The sequence below is a fragment of the Acinetobacter sp. SW-226 genome, assembly GCF_055632855.1.
Map to the genome: position 1 here is coordinate 1 of NZ_JBVNBD010000005.1, position 20,518 is coordinate 20,518.

The 20,518-nt window shown below is 36.2% G+C and carries 23 protein-coding genes and 1 pseudogene; 8 read left to right on the forward strand and 16 right to left on the reverse strand.

All coding sequences use genetic code 11. From position 1 onward, the window contains the following. Positions 1-2 precede the first annotated feature (2 nt). The 3 genes and pseudogenes from ACZ8ZH_RS19875 to ACZ8ZH_RS19885 all read right to left on the reverse strand — a co-directional run. Positions 3-239, reverse strand: a pseudogene (locus tag ACZ8ZH_RS19875) (helix-turn-helix domain-containing protein); the annotation flags it as partial. 135 nt (positions 240-374) lie between these two features. Beyond that, positions 375-1,202: an OXA-24 family carbapenem-hydrolyzing class D beta-lactamase OXA-24 gene (locus tag ACZ8ZH_RS19880; protein WP_012754353.1), complete on the reverse strand. Its 828-nt coding sequence runs from the start codon at positions 1,200-1,202 to the stop codon at positions 375-377. A 714-nt stretch (positions 1,203-1,916) separates the two neighbouring features. Beyond that, positions 1,917-2,327, reverse strand: coding sequence for a helix-turn-helix domain-containing protein (locus ACZ8ZH_RS19885; RefSeq protein ID WP_075911385.1), 411 nt, complete (start codon positions 2,325-2,327; stop codon positions 1,917-1,919). Between the two features lie 150 nt (positions 2,328-2,477). On the opposite strand from ACZ8ZH_RS19885, the gene ACZ8ZH_RS19890 reads away from it, so the two are divergent. Further along, positions 2,478-2,798, forward strand: a complete 321-nt coding sequence (locus ACZ8ZH_RS19890; RefSeq protein WP_012780178.1) for a hypothetical protein — start codon at positions 2,478-2,480, stop codon at positions 2,796-2,798. An 18-nt stretch (positions 2,799-2,816) separates the two neighbouring features. Continuing rightward, on the forward strand, positions 2,817-3,551 hold the full coding sequence (locus tag ACZ8ZH_RS19895) for a hypothetical protein (RefSeq protein WP_470247968.1): 735 nt from the start codon (positions 2,817-2,819) through the stop codon (positions 3,549-3,551). A gap of 88 nt (positions 3,552-3,639) precedes the next feature. Here the strand turns inward: ACZ8ZH_RS19895 and ACZ8ZH_RS19900 are convergent, their stop codons facing one another. Further along, the gene (locus ACZ8ZH_RS19900; protein WP_075911387.1) at positions 3,640-3,858 is read right to left on the reverse strand and encodes a hypothetical protein; all 219 of its coding nucleotides are present in this window, start codon (positions 3,856-3,858) and stop codon (positions 3,640-3,642) included. Next, a complete protein-coding gene (locus ACZ8ZH_RS19905) occupies positions 3,827-4,225 on the reverse strand; it encodes a hypothetical protein (protein WP_075911388.1) in 399 nt (132 codons plus the stop codon). The genes ACZ8ZH_RS19900 and ACZ8ZH_RS19905 overlap by 32 nt, the downstream gene beginning before the upstream one ends. A gap of 93 nt (positions 4,226-4,318) precedes the next feature. Between ACZ8ZH_RS19905 and ACZ8ZH_RS19910 the strand changes: the two genes are divergently transcribed. After that, positions 4,319-4,594: an Arc family DNA-binding protein gene (locus tag ACZ8ZH_RS19910; RefSeq protein ID WP_075911389.1), complete on the forward strand. Its 276-nt coding sequence runs from the start codon at positions 4,319-4,321 to the stop codon at positions 4,592-4,594. 194 nt (positions 4,595-4,788) lie between these two features. Here the strand turns inward: ACZ8ZH_RS19910 and ACZ8ZH_RS19915 are convergent, their stop codons facing one another. The 3 genes from ACZ8ZH_RS19915 to ACZ8ZH_RS19925 form a co-directional block, all read right to left on the reverse strand. After that, on the reverse strand, positions 4,789-5,346 hold the full coding sequence (locus tag ACZ8ZH_RS19915) for a plasmid replication DNA-binding protein (protein WP_012780177.1): 558 nt from the start codon (positions 5,344-5,346) through the stop codon (positions 4,789-4,791). 76 nt (positions 5,347-5,422) lie between these two features. After that, complete coding sequence (gene repM / locus ACZ8ZH_RS19920; RefSeq protein WP_012780181.1) at positions 5,423-6,310, reverse strand: replication initiation protein RepM; 888 nt, start codon at positions 6,308-6,310, stop codon at positions 5,423-5,425. A 537-nt stretch (positions 6,311-6,847) separates the two neighbouring features. Next, complete coding sequence (locus ACZ8ZH_RS19925) at positions 6,848-8,017, reverse strand: MobA/MobL family protein (protein ID WP_012846858.1); 1,170 nt, start codon at positions 8,015-8,017, stop codon at positions 6,848-6,850. A gap of 303 nt (positions 8,018-8,320) precedes the next feature. On the opposite strand from ACZ8ZH_RS19925, the gene ACZ8ZH_RS19930 reads away from it, so the two are divergent. Then, positions 8,321-9,079, forward strand: a complete 759-nt coding sequence (locus ACZ8ZH_RS19930; RefSeq protein WP_015060804.1) for a hypothetical protein — start codon at positions 8,321-8,323, stop codon at positions 9,077-9,079. An 84-nt stretch (positions 9,080-9,163) separates the two neighbouring features. On the opposite strand, the gene ACZ8ZH_RS19935 is transcribed toward ACZ8ZH_RS19930, so the two are convergent. The 3 genes from ACZ8ZH_RS19935 to ACZ8ZH_RS19945 form a co-directional block, all read right to left on the reverse strand. Continuing rightward, on the reverse strand, positions 9,164-10,498 hold the full coding sequence (locus ACZ8ZH_RS19935; RefSeq protein WP_470247969.1) for an ISNCY family transposase: 1,335 nt from the start codon (positions 10,496-10,498) through the stop codon (positions 9,164-9,166). Positions 10,499-10,633: 135 nt separating this feature from the next. Then, positions 10,634-11,461, reverse strand: coding sequence for an OXA-24 family carbapenem-hydrolyzing class D beta-lactamase OXA-24 (locus ACZ8ZH_RS19940; RefSeq protein ID WP_012754353.1), 828 nt, complete (start codon positions 11,459-11,461; stop codon positions 10,634-10,636). 714 nt (positions 11,462-12,175) lie between these two features. Then, positions 12,176-12,586: a helix-turn-helix domain-containing protein gene (locus ACZ8ZH_RS19945; RefSeq protein WP_075911385.1), complete on the reverse strand. Its 411-nt coding sequence runs from the start codon at positions 12,584-12,586 to the stop codon at positions 12,176-12,178. A gap of 150 nt (positions 12,587-12,736) precedes the next feature. Here ACZ8ZH_RS19945 and ACZ8ZH_RS19950 point away from each other — a divergent pair, with 150 nt between their 5' ends. Continuing rightward, positions 12,737-13,057 (forward strand): hypothetical protein, encoded by a 321-nt coding sequence (locus ACZ8ZH_RS19950; RefSeq protein WP_012780178.1) that lies wholly within the window; start codon positions 12,737-12,739, stop codon positions 13,055-13,057. An 18-nt stretch (positions 13,058-13,075) separates the two neighbouring features. Next, positions 13,076-13,810: a hypothetical protein gene (locus ACZ8ZH_RS19955; RefSeq protein ID WP_470247968.1), complete on the forward strand. Its 735-nt coding sequence runs from the start codon at positions 13,076-13,078 to the stop codon at positions 13,808-13,810. Positions 13,811-13,898: 88 nt separating this feature from the next. Here the strand turns inward: ACZ8ZH_RS19955 and ACZ8ZH_RS19960 are convergent, their stop codons facing one another. After that, entirely contained in the window at positions 13,899-14,117 is a 219-nt protein-coding gene (locus ACZ8ZH_RS19960; RefSeq protein WP_075911387.1) for a hypothetical protein, read from the reverse strand. Then, the gene (locus ACZ8ZH_RS19965; protein ID WP_075911388.1) at positions 14,086-14,484 is read right to left on the reverse strand and encodes a hypothetical protein; all 399 of its coding nucleotides are present in this window, start codon (positions 14,482-14,484) and stop codon (positions 14,086-14,088) included. The genes ACZ8ZH_RS19960 and ACZ8ZH_RS19965 overlap by 32 nt, the downstream gene beginning before the upstream one ends. Before the next feature lie 93 nt (positions 14,485-14,577). Here ACZ8ZH_RS19965 and ACZ8ZH_RS19970 point away from each other — a divergent pair, with 93 nt between their 5' ends. Next, a complete protein-coding gene (locus tag ACZ8ZH_RS19970; RefSeq protein ID WP_075911389.1) occupies positions 14,578-14,853 on the forward strand; it encodes an Arc family DNA-binding protein in 276 nt (91 codons plus the stop codon). A gap of 194 nt (positions 14,854-15,047) precedes the next feature. On the opposite strand, the gene ACZ8ZH_RS19975 is transcribed toward ACZ8ZH_RS19970, so the two are convergent. The 3 genes from ACZ8ZH_RS19975 to ACZ8ZH_RS19985 all read right to left on the reverse strand — a co-directional run bounded on the left by ACZ8ZH_RS19975 (position 15,048) and on the right by ACZ8ZH_RS19985 (position 18,276). Beyond that, positions 15,048-15,605: a plasmid replication DNA-binding protein gene (locus ACZ8ZH_RS19975; RefSeq protein ID WP_012780177.1), complete on the reverse strand. Its 558-nt coding sequence runs from the start codon at positions 15,603-15,605 to the stop codon at positions 15,048-15,050. 76 nt (positions 15,606-15,681) lie between these two features. After that, a complete protein-coding gene (gene repM, locus ACZ8ZH_RS19980) occupies positions 15,682-16,569 on the reverse strand; it encodes a replication initiation protein RepM (RefSeq protein WP_012780181.1) in 888 nt (295 codons plus the stop codon). 537 nt (positions 16,570-17,106) lie between these two features. Then, positions 17,107-18,276 (reverse strand): MobA/MobL family protein, encoded by a 1,170-nt coding sequence (locus tag ACZ8ZH_RS19985; RefSeq protein ID WP_012846858.1) that lies wholly within the window; start codon positions 18,274-18,276, stop codon positions 17,107-17,109. Positions 18,277-18,579: 303 nt separating this feature from the next. On the opposite strand from ACZ8ZH_RS19985, the gene ACZ8ZH_RS19990 reads away from it, so the two are divergent. Continuing rightward, positions 18,580-19,338, forward strand: a complete 759-nt coding sequence (locus tag ACZ8ZH_RS19990; protein ID WP_015060804.1) for a hypothetical protein — start codon at positions 18,580-18,582, stop codon at positions 19,336-19,338. The last annotated feature ends 1,180 nt before the right edge of the window (positions 19,339-20,518 follow it).

The window sequence follows — 20,518 nt, forward strand, 5'->3', positions numbered from 1 at the left end:
ATAATGGAAAGGCACTTTGATTTTAACAAGTCATCATGGCGACGATGGCCAGGTTGACCACGACTGGCATGTGCCATACCTGAGACACCATCTTGATTGAGCTTCTGCAATAACCGGGTAATTTGACGGGTGGAAAGATTTAGGATTTCAGCAGCACGGACCTGGGTAATACGATGATCTCGAACGTCTTGCAGAACTGCAAGCCGTTGAATTTCTTTGTCAGACATAGTGATCAGCATCTATATTTATATCCAGTCCATGGTGATAAAAACCATCATAAACTAGACATTTTTATTGGTGAGAATATAGACACTTTAAATGGGTTCTAACAGGCAAATTTCGCATAAGGCGTATTATGTTAATTTTAGAAATTATTAAATGATTCCAAGATTTTCTAGCGACTTATAAGTAATTTCATTACGAATAGAACCAGACATTCCTTCTTTCATTTCTAAGTTGAGCGAAAAGGGGATTTTTTTTCCATTAGCTTGCTCCACCCAACCAGTCAACCAACCTACCTGTGGAGTAACACCCATTCCCCATCCACTTTTTGCATAAATCTTACTACCATTTACTTCTTTAATTAGAAGCATTTTTTTAACTTCTTCTTGAGTTTCTAATTTAAAAGGTAATCGGTTATGTGCAAGGTCATCGGCAAAATTAACTTCTTGTACTGGTGTAATTTTAAGGGGGCCAACTAACCAAAAATTATCGACCTGTGTTCCAATATTTGTATTTCCAAAATTAACCCGCTTTACTTCTTTCTGCATTAGCTCTAGGCCAGTCCGTCTTGCAAGCTCTTGATATACTGGAACTGCTGACAATGCCATTGCCTCACCTAAAGTCATATCTTTCTCCCACATAGGATAAGTTCTTTTTTTACCATCCCATTTGAAAATCTCATTTGTTGTTGCTTTATGATTTTCTAGCCCGATTAAAGCATTTAGCATCTTAAATGTTGATGCAGGGACATATTCTTTATTTGCTCGTGCAAGAGCATTACCATAGGTGCTAAGATTTTTACCCTCTTTAATAATAATTACACCCTGTGTTTGAGCTTCATCAAAATAGCTTTTAATAGCTTTTTCATGTTGCTGAGAAGAAATATGAAAATTATCTTCAGATTTAGTTTTAATAGATGAACATGCACTGAGAGAAACTAGAATAGAAATGCTGAATATAGGAAGTATAAATTTTTTCATTACAAATTCATGTTAGGGGAAATTTTGGGGCTTAGAGTATAATATTTTTATTAAAAAAGTTAAAACTCTTTTAATTTAACATAATGGGCGTTATGCGAAATAAATTATGAAAAGTTATTATTTTTTAATTATTTATAGAATTAGTCATGACTAAAAAATAGGTGAAAAGCCGACTTGGAAACAAGTCGGATGCTTTTTAAGCAACTTTGTCACTTTTAGCCAACAAAATCGATTAAAAAATACTCAAAAATTTAATTTTTCCTGATTTCTCAATGCTCCAATAACCCACTTTTATCCCCATTTCCTGCGGACAAACATCGGGATAATTTCCCAAGTCAATTGTAAAGTAGAGAACAAAAAAACTGTAAAGAGGATTTGGAACAATAAAAAAGTGACCTTTTAAAGGGGATTTACAATTGGACTTTATTCTTTATTAGGTTTTAAAACATGTTTGAGCTCGATCCAATGGTAGAAGAAATTAATGCATTTCTAGCTCTAAGAGGTTATCCACCTTTTTCTGATATAAACCAATTCACATCCGAACAATGGTTTGATTTTTCACAAATTGCTATGTACCAGTATCGCAACATAGCTCTATGGCATATTTTCAGGCAATTAGGTATACAAACATCACCGAAGATTCATATAGTTAGATAGAAAAAGGGAGCTTTAAGCTCCCTTTTTTGACTTATCGTAAGAGATTTTATGTTAAATCTATTTAGCTAGTCTTTTATTTTTTTTAATTTTTTTCACAATATCTAGATCAGGTGCCTTTTCTTCCAGAATTTTTACTAATGGAGATAAATCATAAATACTCCTTCCTTTGTATTTACTGTTATCTCTTGATGTTTTGTTTCTGGTTATGAATCCTTTTGTTTCAAGACCTGCTAATGTTCGTTGTACAGTTCTAGTAGAAACTCCCATTCGATATGCAATTCCAGCTTGAGATGGATAAGGAAATTCTTCTTTCTTCCACCAATGGGTCAATAAGTTAAGTAAGATGTTAATTTCTATAGATGATAGACCAAGCTCTTTTTGTGCATAAATTAGAGTAGTTGGGATCTGCGTGAACCCTAATATTAGAGAGTTTTCGCCCCACTTTTCTTTTAATTCAAAATTTAACATAATTTTTTAAAACCCTATTCATATATATATATAAATTAATATATATATAGTACGCCAAATTTGACGTAGTTGATAGTGACATATTTGTCTTATAACCTGTCACTATATATTTTTATTTTCTTTTATTTCTTTAGGTATGTAGGTGTCAAAATGTTCACTAGAACTGTTCAAACCCTCAAAAATAGTACTGATTTAGTTCAGCGTTTTACTATGCCTAATATTCGTCAAACATTTGAACTAAGACGTTTTTCTGAGAAAGAAAAAAATAAGCAATATATACTTATTTTCAAAGATATTATTCTCAATAAAAAAGATTGGGATGATGTGAAAGTTGTAGCTGAAATTCAAGAAAGAAATAATAGCTTAAGATTTTCTATTAAAGCATCCAAACAGTATCCAGAATTAACTTCTTATGAGAAAATGTTAGAAGCTAAAATTAATGATATTATTAAACCAACATTAGTAGCTTGATGAAATATAAGGTTTAAATTGACTCCTCCACACATACTTCTCGAAGAAAATTATAATAAGCCTTTAATTCCACTACCTGTTTACTTTTCTTATGAAAATATTCTTGAAAGTAAGTACTTCTACAACCAAAGGGAAGGTGGAATATTTTGTTTAAAAGAATTGCAAGCTTCAGAAGGTAGCGAGTATTCTGGATGTATTGAGCTTTTTTATTGTGAATTTAATAATGAGTATGCATTGGATGGGGTTTGTGCTGTTGCTGATGAATATTTAGATGAATATGACGCTGCTAATAAAGCCTTAGAAGCTTATGAAGTAGAGAAAGAAATTTTGATAGCGAGATACGCATTTAAAGATATCGAAATTATTAATGACTCTATTAAAATAACAGGTAAACAAATAAAAGGTGCATCGATTTTAGCCAATTATCAGCGAAATGGAGTTTCCTCATTTATATACAAATACTTATTAAAAAAGTATGGTGTGCTGGTTTGTGATAATTATCAGACCTATAAGGGCCACATGCTTTGGGTTTTGAGTATTGTTAAGTTAAGTGTAATCAGAATTTATGATTTAACTAAAAAGGAATTTATTGGAACTTTTGATAAGGTAAGTCCTTGTTTAATAAAACCTTGGTCTGTACCTTATAATTTTCCATCTGATAAGGAAAAATTTCTTAGACTAGATGCTTGTGTATATACGGAATTGGAGTTTCACAGCCTTGTTTTAGTCACTTTTGCAGAAGACATGGTCTGATAATTTTTATCATGAACAAAGCCCTGAGAATTTCTTAGGGCTTGTTTAATGAGAATTTTTTATATTTTAGATCTTAAGAAGCTTTTTACTATAAATTCTTGATAGCTTCTCGTGCTTTTCGAATATTTCGTCTATTTTCACGAGTTTTATTAATTACACTTGGATCTCGCTTTTCTCGCAATAATTGTGAACCAATCGCATTGTAGGTATTTACACCTTGCTCAAAGCCATCAATTTTAATATTTGCTGCCTCTTTCGCTGCTTCCATCGCTGGATTAGCTGATTGCTTCTTCTCTGCTGCTGCCATGAACGTTATCTCCTAGCCTAGATATAATTTTATTAACAATATCTAATGCTTTCGTCGTCTTATCTATACTTATGGAATATATTTCCCATGAGCTATTTGTGCTACAGGCTAACTTTGTGGTTAAGATAAACCCGCATTTCTTTTTGGAAAATAATATTAAATTATTTCCTTTTAAGTGTTCCAAATCTTGATGAGAAGTACGAAATTTTAAGCCTTTTTCTCTTAAAATTTTCTTTGTTTCCTTAATCAAAGACTTTATATCTACCTCTTGTGGAGTGAGTATATTTGTCACTAGTTCTACAGGACTGATAGGTTTTTGATTAATAAATCTCCTTTCATTTCTTTTAAATTCAATAATGTTGGACATATATAGCTACTCCAAATGTTATAGCACATTTGCTATAATAATATATAGCAAATGTGCTATAGTTATTCAAGACATTTTAGACTCTAGAATTTCATGATTAAAAAGTATACCCAGGTTAATTTTAGACTTCCTCTTGATTTAAAAGAAGAAATAGAACAGTCAGCTAGTCTTACTGGTAATTCTATTACAGCAGAAATAGTAGAAAGACTCAGGAATAGTTTTGAATACGATAATTTGATGCTTGACAATATAGAGTTACAAAGCGAATTAATTAATTTAGAGTCTGAGAAATTAGATTTACTTTTAGAATACCAAGATAAATTATGTAAGATACAAGACCAAATTTTAGAGGAATTAAAGAAAAAATAGATTTAAGGTTTTCTAAAATTAACATAATACGCCTTATGCGAAATGCTTGAAATTTTCTTATAAGCATCAATAGTTTAGTCAAAGCCGTTCTAGAGTTCAGCGCACTAGAACGGCTTTTTCATGATTATTCACGTTCCACGCCTATTATTTGAGTAATGTTTCACAACTTTGATTAGTACACCTAAACAAGCCTTTTACCCATTAGGTAAGAAAAACCGGCTTAACCACCCTCTTTTCGGCTGCTCCAGTTCAACCTGCTCCGGCACTGGAATCCGCTTATTTTCTATTTCAACTGGAGTAGTCAATCCGTCATGTTTCGGCTCTGGTTCTGGTCGAGGATCCGTTGCTATATCCTGGCTAGGTTTCTGATCGGCAAACGTAGTCATATTGGTTTTTGGGGCTTCTAATAAGCGTTGCATAGCCTCAATTTGTTCATCCTTAACATGTAACTGATCATTCTTAGCTTTTAATTCATCTCGTTGAAACTTCTCACGCTCATGAGCTTGTTCAAGCTGTTTTTGAAGCATGTGAACCTGCTGTTCAAGTAAGTGAACTTCTGACAACTTTCGTGTTTCGGTTGTCTGTAAACTGTTTACATATTTAGATGGCTCACCAAAGACACGAATGGCCTCAGAAAGATCAATTTTACCATCACTATTCTTACTTAAATTACCTTTATTTATTTGTTTATAAACGGCTTGACGAGTCATTCCATAGAGGTTTGAAAGTTCGATAACAGATAGTGATTTCATGTTGTAATTTAGGTTGTCTATTATGTGAACTAAGATACATCAAGAAACAGTCAACCGCTACATACACAATCAAACATCATCCTTTAAAACCTAAATTCCTAAGATGAGGAATAAATTGCTTTTGTTGTATTGGATCTCTTAGCATTTCTTTGATTGTTGCAGCTAGATCATCGTAACTTTCTCCTTGAGTCGCTAAATGAGATAGTTCATGTAGACGAGAAAGTTGATTGCCAAACATATGGACTTGAGCATCAGTTAATTTATAAAACTTCTCTGGCTCATTGAGATGATTAATGCTTTTGGACTTTTCTTTAAATGAAAACTGAATATGAGTGACTTTACGACCAGTTTTTTTTTGCTCATAGGAAACGCTTAATGGGCTGCATTCATTTATTTGGTCTACAGCAGTATCAATTACCCGTTTTTTGAAATCTGCAAATAGTGGGTATTTTTTGCCAAGCTCCAACATGCTTCGTAAGTTCTCAACAGAGATTTCACGCTTACCTATTTGTCTGTATTGCACCAATAATTCATAAATACGAATACCATATCCACTATTGATCCCAGCAATATCTGATAGAGCATACTTAGTAAATTCTCTACTTAAATTAGATATGAAGGGCAAGATAGGTTTTGAAAAACGAATACCAATGATACTTTGACTATCCAAAAACTGGATCTCTTGTACCCACCTCATTTTTATAGATTTATCATCAATACTAAGATTAATAGATCTTTCATAAAGTCTATTAATTCCTTCTTTTAAGTCTCTGTATGCGGTTTTTTCATGTACTCCTAATAACTGTAGTTCATTAACGCTTACAGGGTATAACTCATCATCAGTAATAGGCTGGCTCTTCGGAATACGTGAAATAGCTGCCAAGACGATACGCTGTTCTACAGCACTTAATTGATAGGAAGCTTCTATAACTTGATTTGATTTAACAATTTGATTCTTATCCAAAATAAAACCATTGATTTTCTTTTATATATGACAACTATATACTTGTCATAGTTAGTAGTCAATCCGTCATAGTTAAGTAGTCAATCCGTCATAGTTAGTAGTCAATCCGTCATAGTTAGTAGTCAATCCGTCATAGTTAAACTTTGAAAGGCTTGCTCCATAAGGGATACAGCTCAAAGAAAAGATTTAAAAGATATAAAAATAATTAAAAAAGACGTTTGAAAAAATTGCCCGTGGTTTTCGCTACGCTCAAACTCTATTGAATCTCGCTTTCGCTCGATTCAGGGGGCAATTTTTCTGTTAATTCCTTCGTGAATTTGAGAAAAAGTAAAGGCAAGAGCAAAAGCAACTCGGAATTCGCTTCGCTCATAAAGCTTTTTGCTCGCTTCGCTCGGTCTGGAAGCCAGTTTTAGCATCTGATTTATGCTTTTTTAGGCTATACAGCCTTAAAAAGCGGTTTTTCAGAAAGTCGAGGCGCTAATTTTGGTGATGTCGCTCGTAGACACTCGCTTTGTACTTTCTGATCTAGATCCATTTTTAAAAACCCGGACCATCATAATCATTTCGTTTCGGTTCAGGCTGTGAGGGTTGTATTTCAGGTTTTGACTTCGGTGATGTTGGTTCAATCACTGGTTTTGGTTGTACGGATCGGACTTTAAACTCCATATCCGGTTCTGGGTATAACCTGGCGTTATTGAGATTAAAATTGATGGTATCGATATCCCATTTTTCGTGATGCAGGATTGGTTGCTGAGTTTGAATAATTTCGTCGATATCGTGGCCCAGTTCTTTTTTGTTACTGGCTTTTTTAATGAGGTGATTGAGGTAGTGCATCACTTCCGGAGAACTGAAGGGTTCGTTTGAGCAGCTGTAGTAGTATTCATGCTGTTGATCAAAGTATTGTTGGCGCTGTTCCAGTTCTCGTTCTTTGGCATTGTGTTGTCTGATTTTCTGGATTTCCGCTAGGTATTCCACGGTTTCATTTTGTTTGCCTGTCCCCAGTTTGGGTTCTGGTAGGTAGAGGGTGCCGTGTATCTCGTTGTATTTTTCGTAGTTGTCTGCCGAAACTTGGTTTTTAATTTGGATCTTCTGGCCATCGATCTGGTAAGTCACGGTTGGGCTATGTTCTGCCAATGCATCATTCAGGTGATTTTCCCAGGCTTTTCGGATATGTAGGAGGTAAGTGGTGTAGTCGGCATGGCCATCCTGTAGTTGAATTTTCTTTGCTCCGCCTTTGCTTGGTTCTTTAGCGTTGTAGCGTTTGAAGTATTGTTCCGGACTTCGTTCTATGCCGTCATCGGCTTTGAGTGAAAACATGAGGTGGCAATGGGGTTGTTCTTCACCACTGAGGCGTGATTTTACGTTGTGTATGGCGTAGGAATGAGGGTAGTGGTGTGTTGCTATGGTTTTATCAACAAATGTCTCTACGAGCGTTTTACGTTGTTCTACGGTGAATTCATTCGGTAGGGCAATTTCGTATTCCATGTAAGCCTTGGCATTGGCCCGTTCAAAGGTGTCCGCTGCTTGCCAGAATTCAACCGGATCTTTGACCCAGGAGGGCATGCATTGCCCTGGTTCGACATGTTCGAGGACTTCTGCACTCTTTTTGCGGATGCCTTCGTATTGCATGAGTCGGGAAATGTACAGGTAGTGGCTCAGTGCGTAGCCTTTATTTTTACTTTTGACGCTGAAATGGTAACTGGCCATGTTCACTTCCTTGGGGTGTTGTTGGTTTTTATGGAGTGAAACGCAATAAAAATCTCCGGATTATGTAATGCCTACAGGGCTGAAATAATCCGGTTAAAGGGGGTCAAGGGGGAATCGCCCCATTGCGTACTAGTTTCTCCGATTAGGAGAAACTGTCAAGTGCGAATTATTTAAAATAAAAATATAAATTCTTTTCAAGAAATTTTATTTTTATTTTAAATAATTATTTTCAGACTGCCCGATTGAATTATGGTAAAACCATAACTCAATCGGTAGCAGTTCTGAAAATTAGGCGGCAGATAGATGGCATTGGATAAATCAAAAAAACGTGGCAGACCTGCACAACTTTTACAAATCGCAGAGTTACATGCATTTGTAGACTATCTTTCACAGAAGAAGGATCGTTCTGATTTGCAGAATGATGTGATTGCAATGCTACGAATTGAAAAATTTAACTTTGAGTCATTGTCTGAAGCTGAACAGATCTTGGTGAAAGAGGCCTTAAAACCTTATCGTGAGCATATGAAGCTGAACTTATTGTTTGATGAGGTGTCTGTGAAGTATCCGCAGACCGCATATGAACGGAAGTTTGTGCAGTTGTTTGAGGCTTATCGGGACAATGCGTTGAGTGGTGCTGATTTTAATATCTTGAAAACCATGGCGACTCGTTATCTGAGTTTCAAAGCGCATAAGCTTGAGTTGAGTGATTTAGAGCTTTATTTGAGTCAGATCCAGAAGAAGGAAGCCAGCAAAAAAAGAACGGCTGAAAATCATCGTAAGTTTGAGTTGGGCGGTGCTGTGTTAGCTGCTTTCAAGGAGTTAGGGATTGATATTAGTCAAGATACGCCTGAACAGATGAAGAATCGCATTCAGAATACGAAAAAATTTCATGATGATGTAATGAAATCTAAGATATATCAAGAAGTTAAAAGTTATAAAAATGGATATTTTGAAAGAAATAAGCTTTTTCATCAGGTATTAGAGGGACTGAATACCTGGAAAAAAGACGGAGAGTTATTGTCAGTCATCGAAATTAAGAAAGCTTTAGTGAAAAATCAGTAATAGCCTTTCTGAGAAAGGCTATTCAGGCAATGCTATTCACCAATTAAAATGTCTATGCGATAAACCATTTAAAATGTCCTGTTTTTAACTGCAAGAGTCAAGAACAGGATTTAAATATCTTTGTTCAATAACAGCTTTCTGAGCTTTACGACTCGGCATACTTTTCTTGAGACGGGAACGTTTATTCTGTTTCTCCAACTCCTCATGTTGCTGCTGGATATGGGCCAGAACCGAGCCTAATCTTTTATTCTCAACCACTGCATTTTGCTGCAGTCCAGCCAGTTTATTGAAGACGCTATAGTTGATCTTCCGTCCTTCATGCATGATTGCCACAGTACCATCCGGGTACTCCAGAAATGAAATGTATAGCCCAACAAGCTTATGATTCAGCTCTGTCGGTTCAAGCATATAAATACACTTGTCATAGGTCAGGGTCAGATTCTTGGTGACCTTACGCGGTTCCTGCCAGGTAAAAATATCATCCAGTTCAAGATGAGATTCCGTTAATGGCCGATGTAAATTCTTTGTATTTCTCGCACATTTGGCGAACTTCTGATTGAACTGCTCAATAAAGCAGGGTAACCATATATTGGCCTCTGCAATCGAACCGATGCCTTCCAGGCGCATCTCCTTGATCAGACGATCCTGAAGTGTCCTGTTGGCACGTTCCACACGACCTTTGGCCTGTGGTGAGTTGGCAAAGATAATATCAATGTTTAACTCATTCAGAATCCGGCCAAATTGCGTGATCTGGCTGTCCTGACTGGATTTCTGGTTCACTCTGAATACCGAATGTTTGTCGCTGTAAAAGGCCAGCGGCTTACCGTATTGCTCAATGTAGGCTCGGGTGGAAAGCATATAGTCAAAGGTGGTTTCAGCCTCACAAAAGCGCAGATGCAACAGCTTTCCAGTGGCATCATCGATATAAACCAACAAGCAGCATTTGGCTGCTCGTCCTTCAAACCAGTCGTGATATGAGCCATCAATTTGGATCAGTTCACCGAAGCAATCCCGGTTATAACGTGGCTGATATGGACGCTTCAGGCGCTTGGATCGCGGAATCCACAGGTCATTGGCCGTCATCCAGCGCCGAAGCGTTTCTACCGGGATATTCAGGTCAAACATGCTGCTGAGCTTCTCATGCGCCAAGGTGGGTCCAAAGCCCAGCAAATGTTCAGCAATAATGGAAAGGCACTTTGATTTTAACAAGTCATCATGGCGACGATGGCCAGGTTGACCACGACTGGCATGTGCCATACCTGAGACACCATCTTGATTGAGCTTCTGCAATAACCGGGTAATTTGACGGGTGGAAAGATTTAGGATTTCAGCAGCACGGACCTGGGTAATACGATGATCTCGAACGTCTTGCAGAACTGCAAGCCGTTGAATTTCTTTGTCAGACATAGTGATCAGCATCTATATTTATATCCAGTCCATGGTGATAAAAACCATCATAAACTAGACATTTTTATTGGTGAGAATATAGACACTTTAAATGGGTTCTAACAGGCAAATTTCGCATAAGGCGTATTATGTTAATTTTAGAAATTATTAAATGATTCCAAGATTTTCTAGCGACTTATAAGTAATTTCATTACGAATAGAACCAGACATTCCTTCTTTCATTTCTAAGTTGAGCGAAAAGGGGATTTTTTTTCCATTAGCTTGCTCCACCCAACCAGTCAACCAACCTACCTGTGGAGTAACACCCATTCCCCATCCACTTTTTGCATAAATCTTACTACCATTTACTTCTTTAATTAGAAGCATTTTTTTAACTTCTTCTTGAGTTTCTAATTTAAAAGGTAATCGGTTATGTGCAAGGTCATCGGCAAAATTAACTTCTTGTACTGGTGTAATTTTAAGGGGGCCAACTAACCAAAAATTATCGACCTGTGTTCCAATATTTGTATTTCCAAAATTAACCCGCTTTACTTCTTTCTGCATTAGCTCTAGGCCAGTCCGTCTTGCAAGCTCTTGATATACTGGAACTGCTGACAATGCCATTGCCTCACCTAAAGTCATATCTTTCTCCCACATAGGATAAGTTCTTTTTTTACCATCCCATTTGAAAATCTCATTTGTTGTTGCTTTATGATTTTCTAGCCCGATTAAAGCATTTAGCATCTTAAATGTTGATGCAGGGACATATTCTTTATTTGCTCGTGCAAGAGCATTACCATAGGTGCTAAGATTTTTACCCTCTTTAATAATAATTACACCCTGTGTTTGAGCTTCATCAAAATAGCTTTTAATAGCTTTTTCATGTTGCTGAGAAGAAATATGAAAATTATCTTCAGATTTAGTTTTAATAGATGAACATGCACTGAGAGAAACTAGAATAGAAATGCTGAATATAGGAAGTATAAATTTTTTCATTACAAATTCATGTTAGGGGAAATTTTGGGGCTTAGAGTATAATATTTTTATTAAAAAAGTTAAAACTCTTTTAATTTAACATAATGGGCGTTATGCGAAATAAATTATGAAAAGTTATTATTTTTTAATTATTTATAGAATTAGTCATGACTAAAAAATAGGTGAAAAGCCGACTTGGAAACAAGTCGGATGCTTTTTAAGCAACTTTGTCACTTTTAGCCAACAAAATCGATTAAAAAATACTCAAAAATTTAATTTTTCCTGATTTCTCAATGCTCCAATAACCCACTTTTATCCCCATTTCCTGCGGACAAACATCGGGATAATTTCCCAAGTCAATTGTAAAGTAGAGAACAAAAAAACTGTAAAGAGGATTTGGAACAATAAAAAAGTGACCTTTTAAAGGGGATTTACAATTGGACTTTATTCTTTATTAGGTTTTAAAACATGTTTGAGCTCGATCCAATGGTAGAAGAAATTAATGCATTTCTAGCTCTAAGAGGTTATCCACCTTTTTCTGATATAAACCAATTCACATCCGAACAATGGTTTGATTTTTCACAAATTGCTATGTACCAGTATCGCAACATAGCTCTATGGCATATTTTCAGGCAATTAGGTATACAAACATCACCGAAGATTCATATAGTTAGATAGAAAAAGGGAGCTTTAAGCTCCCTTTTTTGACTTATCGTAAGAGATTTTATGTTAAATCTATTTAGCTAGTCTTTTATTTTTTTTAATTTTTTTCACAATATCTAGATCAGGTGCCTTTTCTTCCAGAATTTTTACTAATGGAGATAAATCATAAATACTCCTTCCTTTGTATTTACTGTTATCTCTTGATGTTTTGTTTCTGGTTATGAATCCTTTTGTTTCAAGACCTGCTAATGTTCGTTGTACAGTTCTAGTAGAAACTCCCATTCGATATGCAATTCCAGCTTGAGATGGATAAGGAAATTCTTCTTTCTTCCACCAATGGGTCAATAAGTTAAGTAAGATGTTAATTTCTATAGATGATAGACCAAGCTCTTTTTGTGCATAAATTAGAGTAGTTGGGATCTGCGTGAACCCTAATATTAGAGAGTTTTCGCCCCACTTTTCTTTTAATTCAAAATTTAACATAATTTTTTAAAACCCTATTCATATATATATATAAATTAATATATATATAGTACGCCAAATTTGACGTAGTTGATAGTGACATATTTGTCTTATAACCTGTCACTATATATTTTTATTTTCTTTTATTTCTTTAGGTATGTAGGTGTCAAAATGTTCACTAGAACTGTTCAAACCCTCAAAAATAGTACTGATTTAGTTCAGCGTTTTACTATGCCTAATATTCGTCAAACATTTGAACTAAGACGTTTTTCTGAGAAAGAAAAAAATAAGCAATATATACTTATTTTCAAAGATATTATTCTCAATAAAAAAGATTGGGATGATGTGAAAGTTGTAGCTGAAATTCAAGAAAGAAATAATAGCTTAAGATTTTCTATTAAAGCATCCAAACAGTATCCAGAATTAACTTCTTATGAGAAAATGTTAGAAGCTAAAATTAATGATATTATTAAACCAACATTAGTAGCTTGATGAAATATAAGGTTTAAATTGACTCCTCCACACATACTTCTCGAAGAAAATTATAATAAGCCTTTAATTCCACTACCTGTTTACTTTTCTTATGAAAATATTCTTGAAAGTAAGTACTTCTACAACCAAAGGGAAGGTGGAATATTTTGTTTAAAAGAATTGCAAGCTTCAGAAGGTAGCGAGTATTCTGGATGTATTGAGCTTTTTTATTGTGAATTTAATAATGAGTATGCATTGGATGGGGTTTGTGCTGTTGCTGATGAATATTTAGATGAATATGACGCTGCTAATAAAGCCTTAGAAGCTTATGAAGTAGAGAAAGAAATTTTGATAGCGAGATACGCATTTAAAGATATCGAAATTATTAATGACTCTATTAAAATAACAGGTAAACAAATAAAAGGTGCATCGATTTTAGCCAATTATCAGCGAAATGGAGTTTCCTCATTTATATACAAATACTTATTAAAAAAGTATGGTGTGCTGGTTTGTGATAATTATCAGACCTATAAGGGCCACATGCTTTGGGTTTTGAGTATTGTTAAGTTAAGTGTAATCAGAATTTATGATTTAACTAAAAAGGAATTTATTGGAACTTTTGATAAGGTAAGTCCTTGTTTAATAAAACCTTGGTCTGTACCTTATAATTTTCCATCTGATAAGGAAAAATTTCTTAGACTAGATGCTTGTGTATATACGGAATTGGAGTTTCACAGCCTTGTTTTAGTCACTTTTGCAGAAGACATGGTCTGATAATTTTTATCATGAACAAAGCCCTGAGAATTTCTTAGGGCTTGTTTAATGAGAATTTTTTATATTTTAGATCTTAAGAAGCTTTTTACTATAAATTCTTGATAGCTTCTCGTGCTTTTCGAATATTTCGTCTATTTTCACGAGTTTTATTAATTACACTTGGATCTCGCTTTTCTCGCAATAATTGTGAACCAATCGCATTGTAGGTATTTACACCTTGCTCAAAGCCATCAATTTTAATATTTGCTGCCTCTTTCGCTGCTTCCATCGCTGGATTAGCTGATTGCTTCTTCTCTGCTGCTGCCATGAACGTTATCTCCTAGCCTAGATATAATTTTATTAACAATATCTAATGCTTTCGTCGTCTTATCTATACTTATGGAATATATTTCCCATGAGCTATTTGTGCTACAGGCTAACTTTGTGGTTAAGATAAACCCGCATTTCTTTTTGGAAAATAATATTAAATTATTTCCTTTTAAGTGTTCCAAATCTTGATGAGAAGTACGAAATTTTAAGCCTTTTTCTCTTAAAATTTTCTTTGTTTCCTTAATCAAAGACTTTATATCTACCTCTTGTGGAGTGAGTATATTTGTCACTAGTTCTACAGGACTGATAGGTTTTTGATTAATAAATCTCCTTTCATTTCTTTTAAATTCAATAATGTTGGACATATATAGCTACTCCAAATGTTATAGCACATTTGCTATAATAATATATAGCAAATGTGCTATAGTTATTCAAGACATTTTAGACTCTAGAATTTCATGATTAAAAAGTATACCCAGGTTAATTTTAGACTTCCTCTTGATTTAAAAGAAGAAATAGAACAGTCAGCTAGTCTTACTGGTAATTCTATTACAGCAGAAATAGTAGAAAGACTCAGGAATAGTTTTGAATACGATAATTTGATGCTTGACAATATAGAGTTACAAAGCGAATTAATTAATTTAGAGTCTGAGAAATTAGATTTACTTTTAGAATACCAAGATAAATTATGTAAGATACAAGACCAAATTTTAGAGGAATTAAAGAAAAAATAGATTTAAGGTTTTCTAAAATTAACATAATACGCCTTATGCGAAATGCTTGAAATTTTCTTATAAGCATCAATAGTTTAGTCAAAGCCGTTCTAGAGTTCAGCGCACTAGAACGGCTTTTTCATGATTATTCACGTTCCACGCCTATTATTTGAGTAATGTTTCACAACTTTGATTAGTACACCTAAACAAGCCTTTTACCCATTAGGTAAGAAAAACCGGCTTAACCACCCTCTTTTCGGCTGCTCCAGTTCAACCTGCTCCGGCACTGGAATCCGCTTATTTTCTATTTCAACTGGAGTAGTCAATCCGTCATGTTTCGGCTCTGGTTCTGGTCGAGGATCCGTTGCTATATCCTGGCTAGGTTTCTGATCGGCAAACGTAGTCATATTGGTTTTTGGGGCTTCTAATAAGCGTTGCATAGCCTCAATTTGTTCATCCTTAACATGTAACTGATCATTCTTAGCTTTTAATTCATCTCGTTGAAACTTCTCACGCTCATGAGCTTGTTCAAGCTGTTTTTGAAGCATGTGAACCTGCTGTTCAAGTAAGTGAACTTCTGACAACTTTCGTGTTTCGGTTGTCTGTAAACTGTTTACATATTTAGATGGCTCACCAAAGACACGAATGGCCTCAGAAAGATCAATTTTACCATCACTATTCTTACTTAAATTACCTTTATTTATTTGTTTATAAACGGCTTGACGAGTCATTCCATAGAGGTTTGAAAGTTCGATAACAGATAGTGATTTCATGTTGTAATTTAGGTTGTCTATTATGTGAACTAAGATACATCAAGAAACAGTCAACCGCTACATACACAATCAAACATCATCCTTTAAAACCTAAATTCCTAAGATGAGGAATAAATTGCTTTTGTTGTATTGGATCTCTTAGCATTTCTTTGATTGTTGCAGCTAGATCATCGTAACTTTCTCCTTGAGTCGCTAAATGAGATAGTTCATGTAGACGAGAAAGTTGATTGCCAAACATATGGACTTGAGCATCAGTTAATTTATAAAACTTCTCTGGCTCATTGAGATGATTAATGCTTTTGGACTTTTCTTTAAATGAAAACTGAATATGAGTGACTTTACGACCAGTTTTTTTTTGCTCATAGGAAACGCTTAATGGGCTGCATTCATTTATTTGGTCTACAGCAGTATCAATTACCCGTTTTTTGAAATCTGCAAATAGTGGGTATTTTTTGCCAAGCTCCAACATGCTTCGTAAGTTCTCAACAGAGATTTCACGCTTACCTATTTGTCTGTATTGCACCAATAATTCATAAATACGAATACCATATCCACTATTGATCCCAGCAATATCTGATAGAGCATACTTAGTAAATTCTCTACTTAAATTAGATATGAAGGGCAAGATAGGTTTTGAAAAACGAATACCAATGATACTTTGACTATCCAAAAACTGGATCTCTTGTACCCACCTCATTTTTATAGATTTATCATCAATACTAAGATTAATAGATCTTTCATAAAGTCTATTAATTCCTTCTTTTAAGTCTCTGTATGCGGTTTTTTCATGTACTCCTAATAACTGTAGTTCATTAACGCTTACAGGGTATAACTCATCATCAGTAATAGGCTGGCTCTTCGGAATACGTGAAATAGCTGCCAAGACGATACGCTGTTCTACAGCACTTAATTGATAGGAAGCTTCTATAACTTGATTTGATTTAACAATTTGATTCTTATCCAAAATAAAACCATTGATTTTCTTTTATATATGACAACTATATACTTGTCATAGTTAGTAGTCAATCCGTCATAGTTAAGTAGTCAATCCGTCATAGTTAGTAGTCAATCCGTCATAGTTAGTAGTCAATCCGTCATAGTTAAACTTTGAAAGGCTTGCTCCATAAGGGATACAGCTCAAAGAAAAGATTTAAAAGATATAAAAATAATTAAAAAAGACGTTTGAAAAAATTGCCCGTGGTTTTCGCTACGCTCAAACTCTATTGAATCTCGCTTTCGCTCGATTCAGGGGGCAATTTTTCTGTTAATTCCTTCGTGAATTTGAGAAAAAGTAAAGGCAAGAGCAAAAGCAACTCGGAATTCGCTTCGCTCATAAAGCTTTTTGCTCGCTTCGCTCGGTCTGGAAGCCAGTTTTAGCATCTGATTTATGCTTTTTTAGGCTATACAGCCTTAAAAAGCGGTTTTTCAGAAAGTCGAGGCGCTAATTTTGGTGATGTCGCTCGTAGACACTCGCTTTGTACTTTCTGATCTAGATCCATTTTTAAAAACCCGGACCATCATAATCATTTCGTTTCGGTTCAGGCTGTGAGGGTTGTATTTCAGGTTTTGACTTCGGTGATGTTGGTTCAATCACTGGTTTTGGTTGTACGGATCGGACTTTAAACTCCATATCCGGTTCTGGGTATAACCTGGCGTTATTGAGATTAAAATTGATGGTATCGATATCCCATTTTTCGTGATGCAGGATTGGTTGCTGAGTTTGAATAATTTCGTCGATATCGTGGCCCAGTTCTTTTTTGTTACTGGCTTTTTTAATGAGGTGATTGAGGTAGTGCATCACTTCCGGAGAACTGAAGGGTTCGTTTGAGCAGCTGTAGTAGTATTCATGCTGTTGATCAAAGTATTGTTGGCGCTGTTCCAGTTCTCGTTCTTTGGCATTGTGTTGTCTGATTTTCTGGATTTCCGCTAGGTATTCCACGGTTTCATTTTGTTTGCCTGTCCCCAGTTTGGGTTCTGGTAGGTAGAGGGTGCCGTGTATCTCGTTGTATTTTTCGTAGTTGTCTGCCGAAACTTGGTTTTTAATTTGGATCTTCTGGCCATCGATCTGGTAAGTCACGGTTGGGCTATGTTCTGCCAATGCATCATTCAGGTGATTTTCCCAGGCTTTTCGGATATGTAGGAGGTAAGTGGTGTAGTCGGCATGGCCATCCTGTAGTTGAATTTTCTTTGCTCCGCCTTTGCTTGGTTCTTTAGCGTTGTAGCGTTTGAAGTATTGTTCCGGACTTCGTTCTATGCCGTCATCGGCTTTGAGTGAAAACATGAGGTGGCAATGGGGTTGTTCTTCACCACTGAGGCGTGATTTTACGTTGTGTATGGCGTAGGAATGAGGGTAGTGGTGTGTTGCTATGGTTTTATCAACAAATGTCTCTACGAGCGTTTTACGTTGTTCTACGGTGAATTCATTCGGTAGGGCAATTTCGTATTCCATGTAAGCCTTGGCATTGGCCCGTTCAAAGGTGTCCGCTGCTTGCCAGAATTCAACCGGATCTTTGACCCAGGAGGGCATGCATTGCCCTGGTTCGACATGTTCGAGGACTTCTGCACTCTTTTTGCGGATGCCTTCGTATTGCATGAGTCGGGAAATGTACAGGTAGTGGCTCAGTGCGTAGCCTTTATTTTTACTTTTGACGCTGAAATGGTAACTGGCCATGTTCACTTCCTTGGGGTGTTGTTGGTTTTTATGGAGTGAAACGCAATAAAAATCTCCGGATTATGTAATGCCTACAGGGCTGAAATAATCCGGTTAAAGGGGGTCAAGGGGGAATCGCCCCATTGCGTACTAGTTTCTCCGATTAGGAGAAACTGTCAAGTGCGAATTATTTAAAATAAAAATATAAATTCTTTTCAAGAAATTTTATTTTTATTTTAAATAATTATTTTCAGACTGCCCGATTGAATTATGGTAAAACCATAACTCAATCGGTAGCAGTTCTGAAAATTAGGCGGCAGATAGATGGCATTGGATAAATCAAAAAAACGTGGCAGACCTGCACAACTTTTACAAATCGCAGAGTTACATGCATTTGTAGACTATCTTTCACAGAAGAAGGATCGTTCTGATTTGCAGAATGATGTGATTGCAATGCTACGAATTGAAAAATTTAACTTTGAGTCATTGTCTGAAGCTGAACAGATCTTGGTGAAAGAGGCCTTAAAACCTTATCGTGAGCATATGAAGCTGAACTTATTGTTTGATGAGGTGTCTGTGAAGTATCCGCAGACCGCATATGAACGGAAGTTTGTGCAGTTGTTTGAGGCTTATCGGGACAATGCGTTGAGTGGTGCTGATTTTAATATCTTGAAAACCATGGCGACTCGTTATCTGAGTTTCAAAGCGCATAAGCTTGAGTTGAGTGATTTAGAGCTTTATTTGAGTCAGATCCAGAAGAAGGAAGCCAGCAAAAAAAGAACGGCTGAAAATCATCGTAAGTTTGAGTTGGGCGGTGCTGTGTTAGCTGCTTTCAAGGAGTTAGGGATTGATATTAGTCAAGATACGCCTGAACAGATGAAGAATCGCATTCAGAATACGAAAAAATTTCATGATGATGTAATGAAATCTAAGATATATCAAGAAGTTAAAAGTTATAAAAATGGATATTTTGAAAGAAATAAGCTTTTTCATCAGGTATTAGAGGGACTGAATACCTGGAAAAAAGACGGAGAGTTATTGTCAGTCATCGAAATTAAGAAAGCTTTAGTGAAAAATCAGTAATAGCCTTTCTGAGAAAGGCTATTCAGGCAATGCTATTCACCAATTAAAATGTCTATGCGATAAACCATTTAAAATGTCCTGTTTTTAACTGCAAGAGTCAAGAACAGGATTTAAATATCTTTGTTCAATAACAGCTTTCTGAGCTTTACGACTCGGCATACTTTTCTTGAGACGGGAACGTTTATTCTGTTTCTCCAACTCCTCATGTTGCTGCTGGATATGGGCCAGAACCGAGCCTAATCTTTTATTCTCAACCACTGCATTTTGCTGCAGTCCAGCCAGTTTATTGAAGACGCTATAGTTGATCTTCCGTCCTTCATGCATGATTGCCACAGTACCATCCGGGTACTCCAGAAATGAAATGTATAGCCCAACAAGCTTATGATTCAGCTCTGTCGGTTCAAGCATATAAATACACTTGTCATAGGTCAGGGTCAGATTCTTGGTGACCTTACGCGGTTCCTGCCAGGTAAAAATATCATCCAGTTCAAGATGAGATTCCGTTAATGGCCGATGTAAATTCTTTGTATTTCTCGCACATTTGGCGAACTTCTGATTGAACTGCTCAATAAAGCAGGGTAACCATATATTGGCCTCTGCAATCGAACCGATGCCTTCCAGGCGCATCTCCTTGATCAGACGATCCTGAAGTGTCCTGTTGGCACGTTCCACACGACCTTTGGCCTGTGGTGAGTTGGCAAAGATAATATCAATGTTTAACTCATTCAGAATCCGGCCAAATTGCGTGATCTGGCTGTCCTGACTGGATTTCTGGTTCACTCTGAATACCGAATGTTTGTCGCTGTAAAAGGCCAGCGGCTTACCGTATTGCTCAATGTAGGCTCGGGTGGAAAGCATATAGTCAAAGGTGGTTTCAGCCTCACAAAAGCGCAGATGCAACAGCTTTCCAGTGGCATCATCGATATAAACCAACAAGCAGCATTTGGCTGCTCGTCCTTCAAACCAGTCGTGATATGAGCCATCAATTTGGATCAGTTCACCGAAGCAATCCCGGTTATAACGTGGCTGATATGGACGCTTCAGGCGCTTGGATCGCGGAATCCACAGGTCATTGGCCGTCATCCAGCGCCGAAGCGTTTCTACCGGGATATTCAGGTCAAACATGCTGCTGAGCTTCTCATGCGCCAAGGTGGGTCCAAAGCCCAGCAAATGTTCAGCA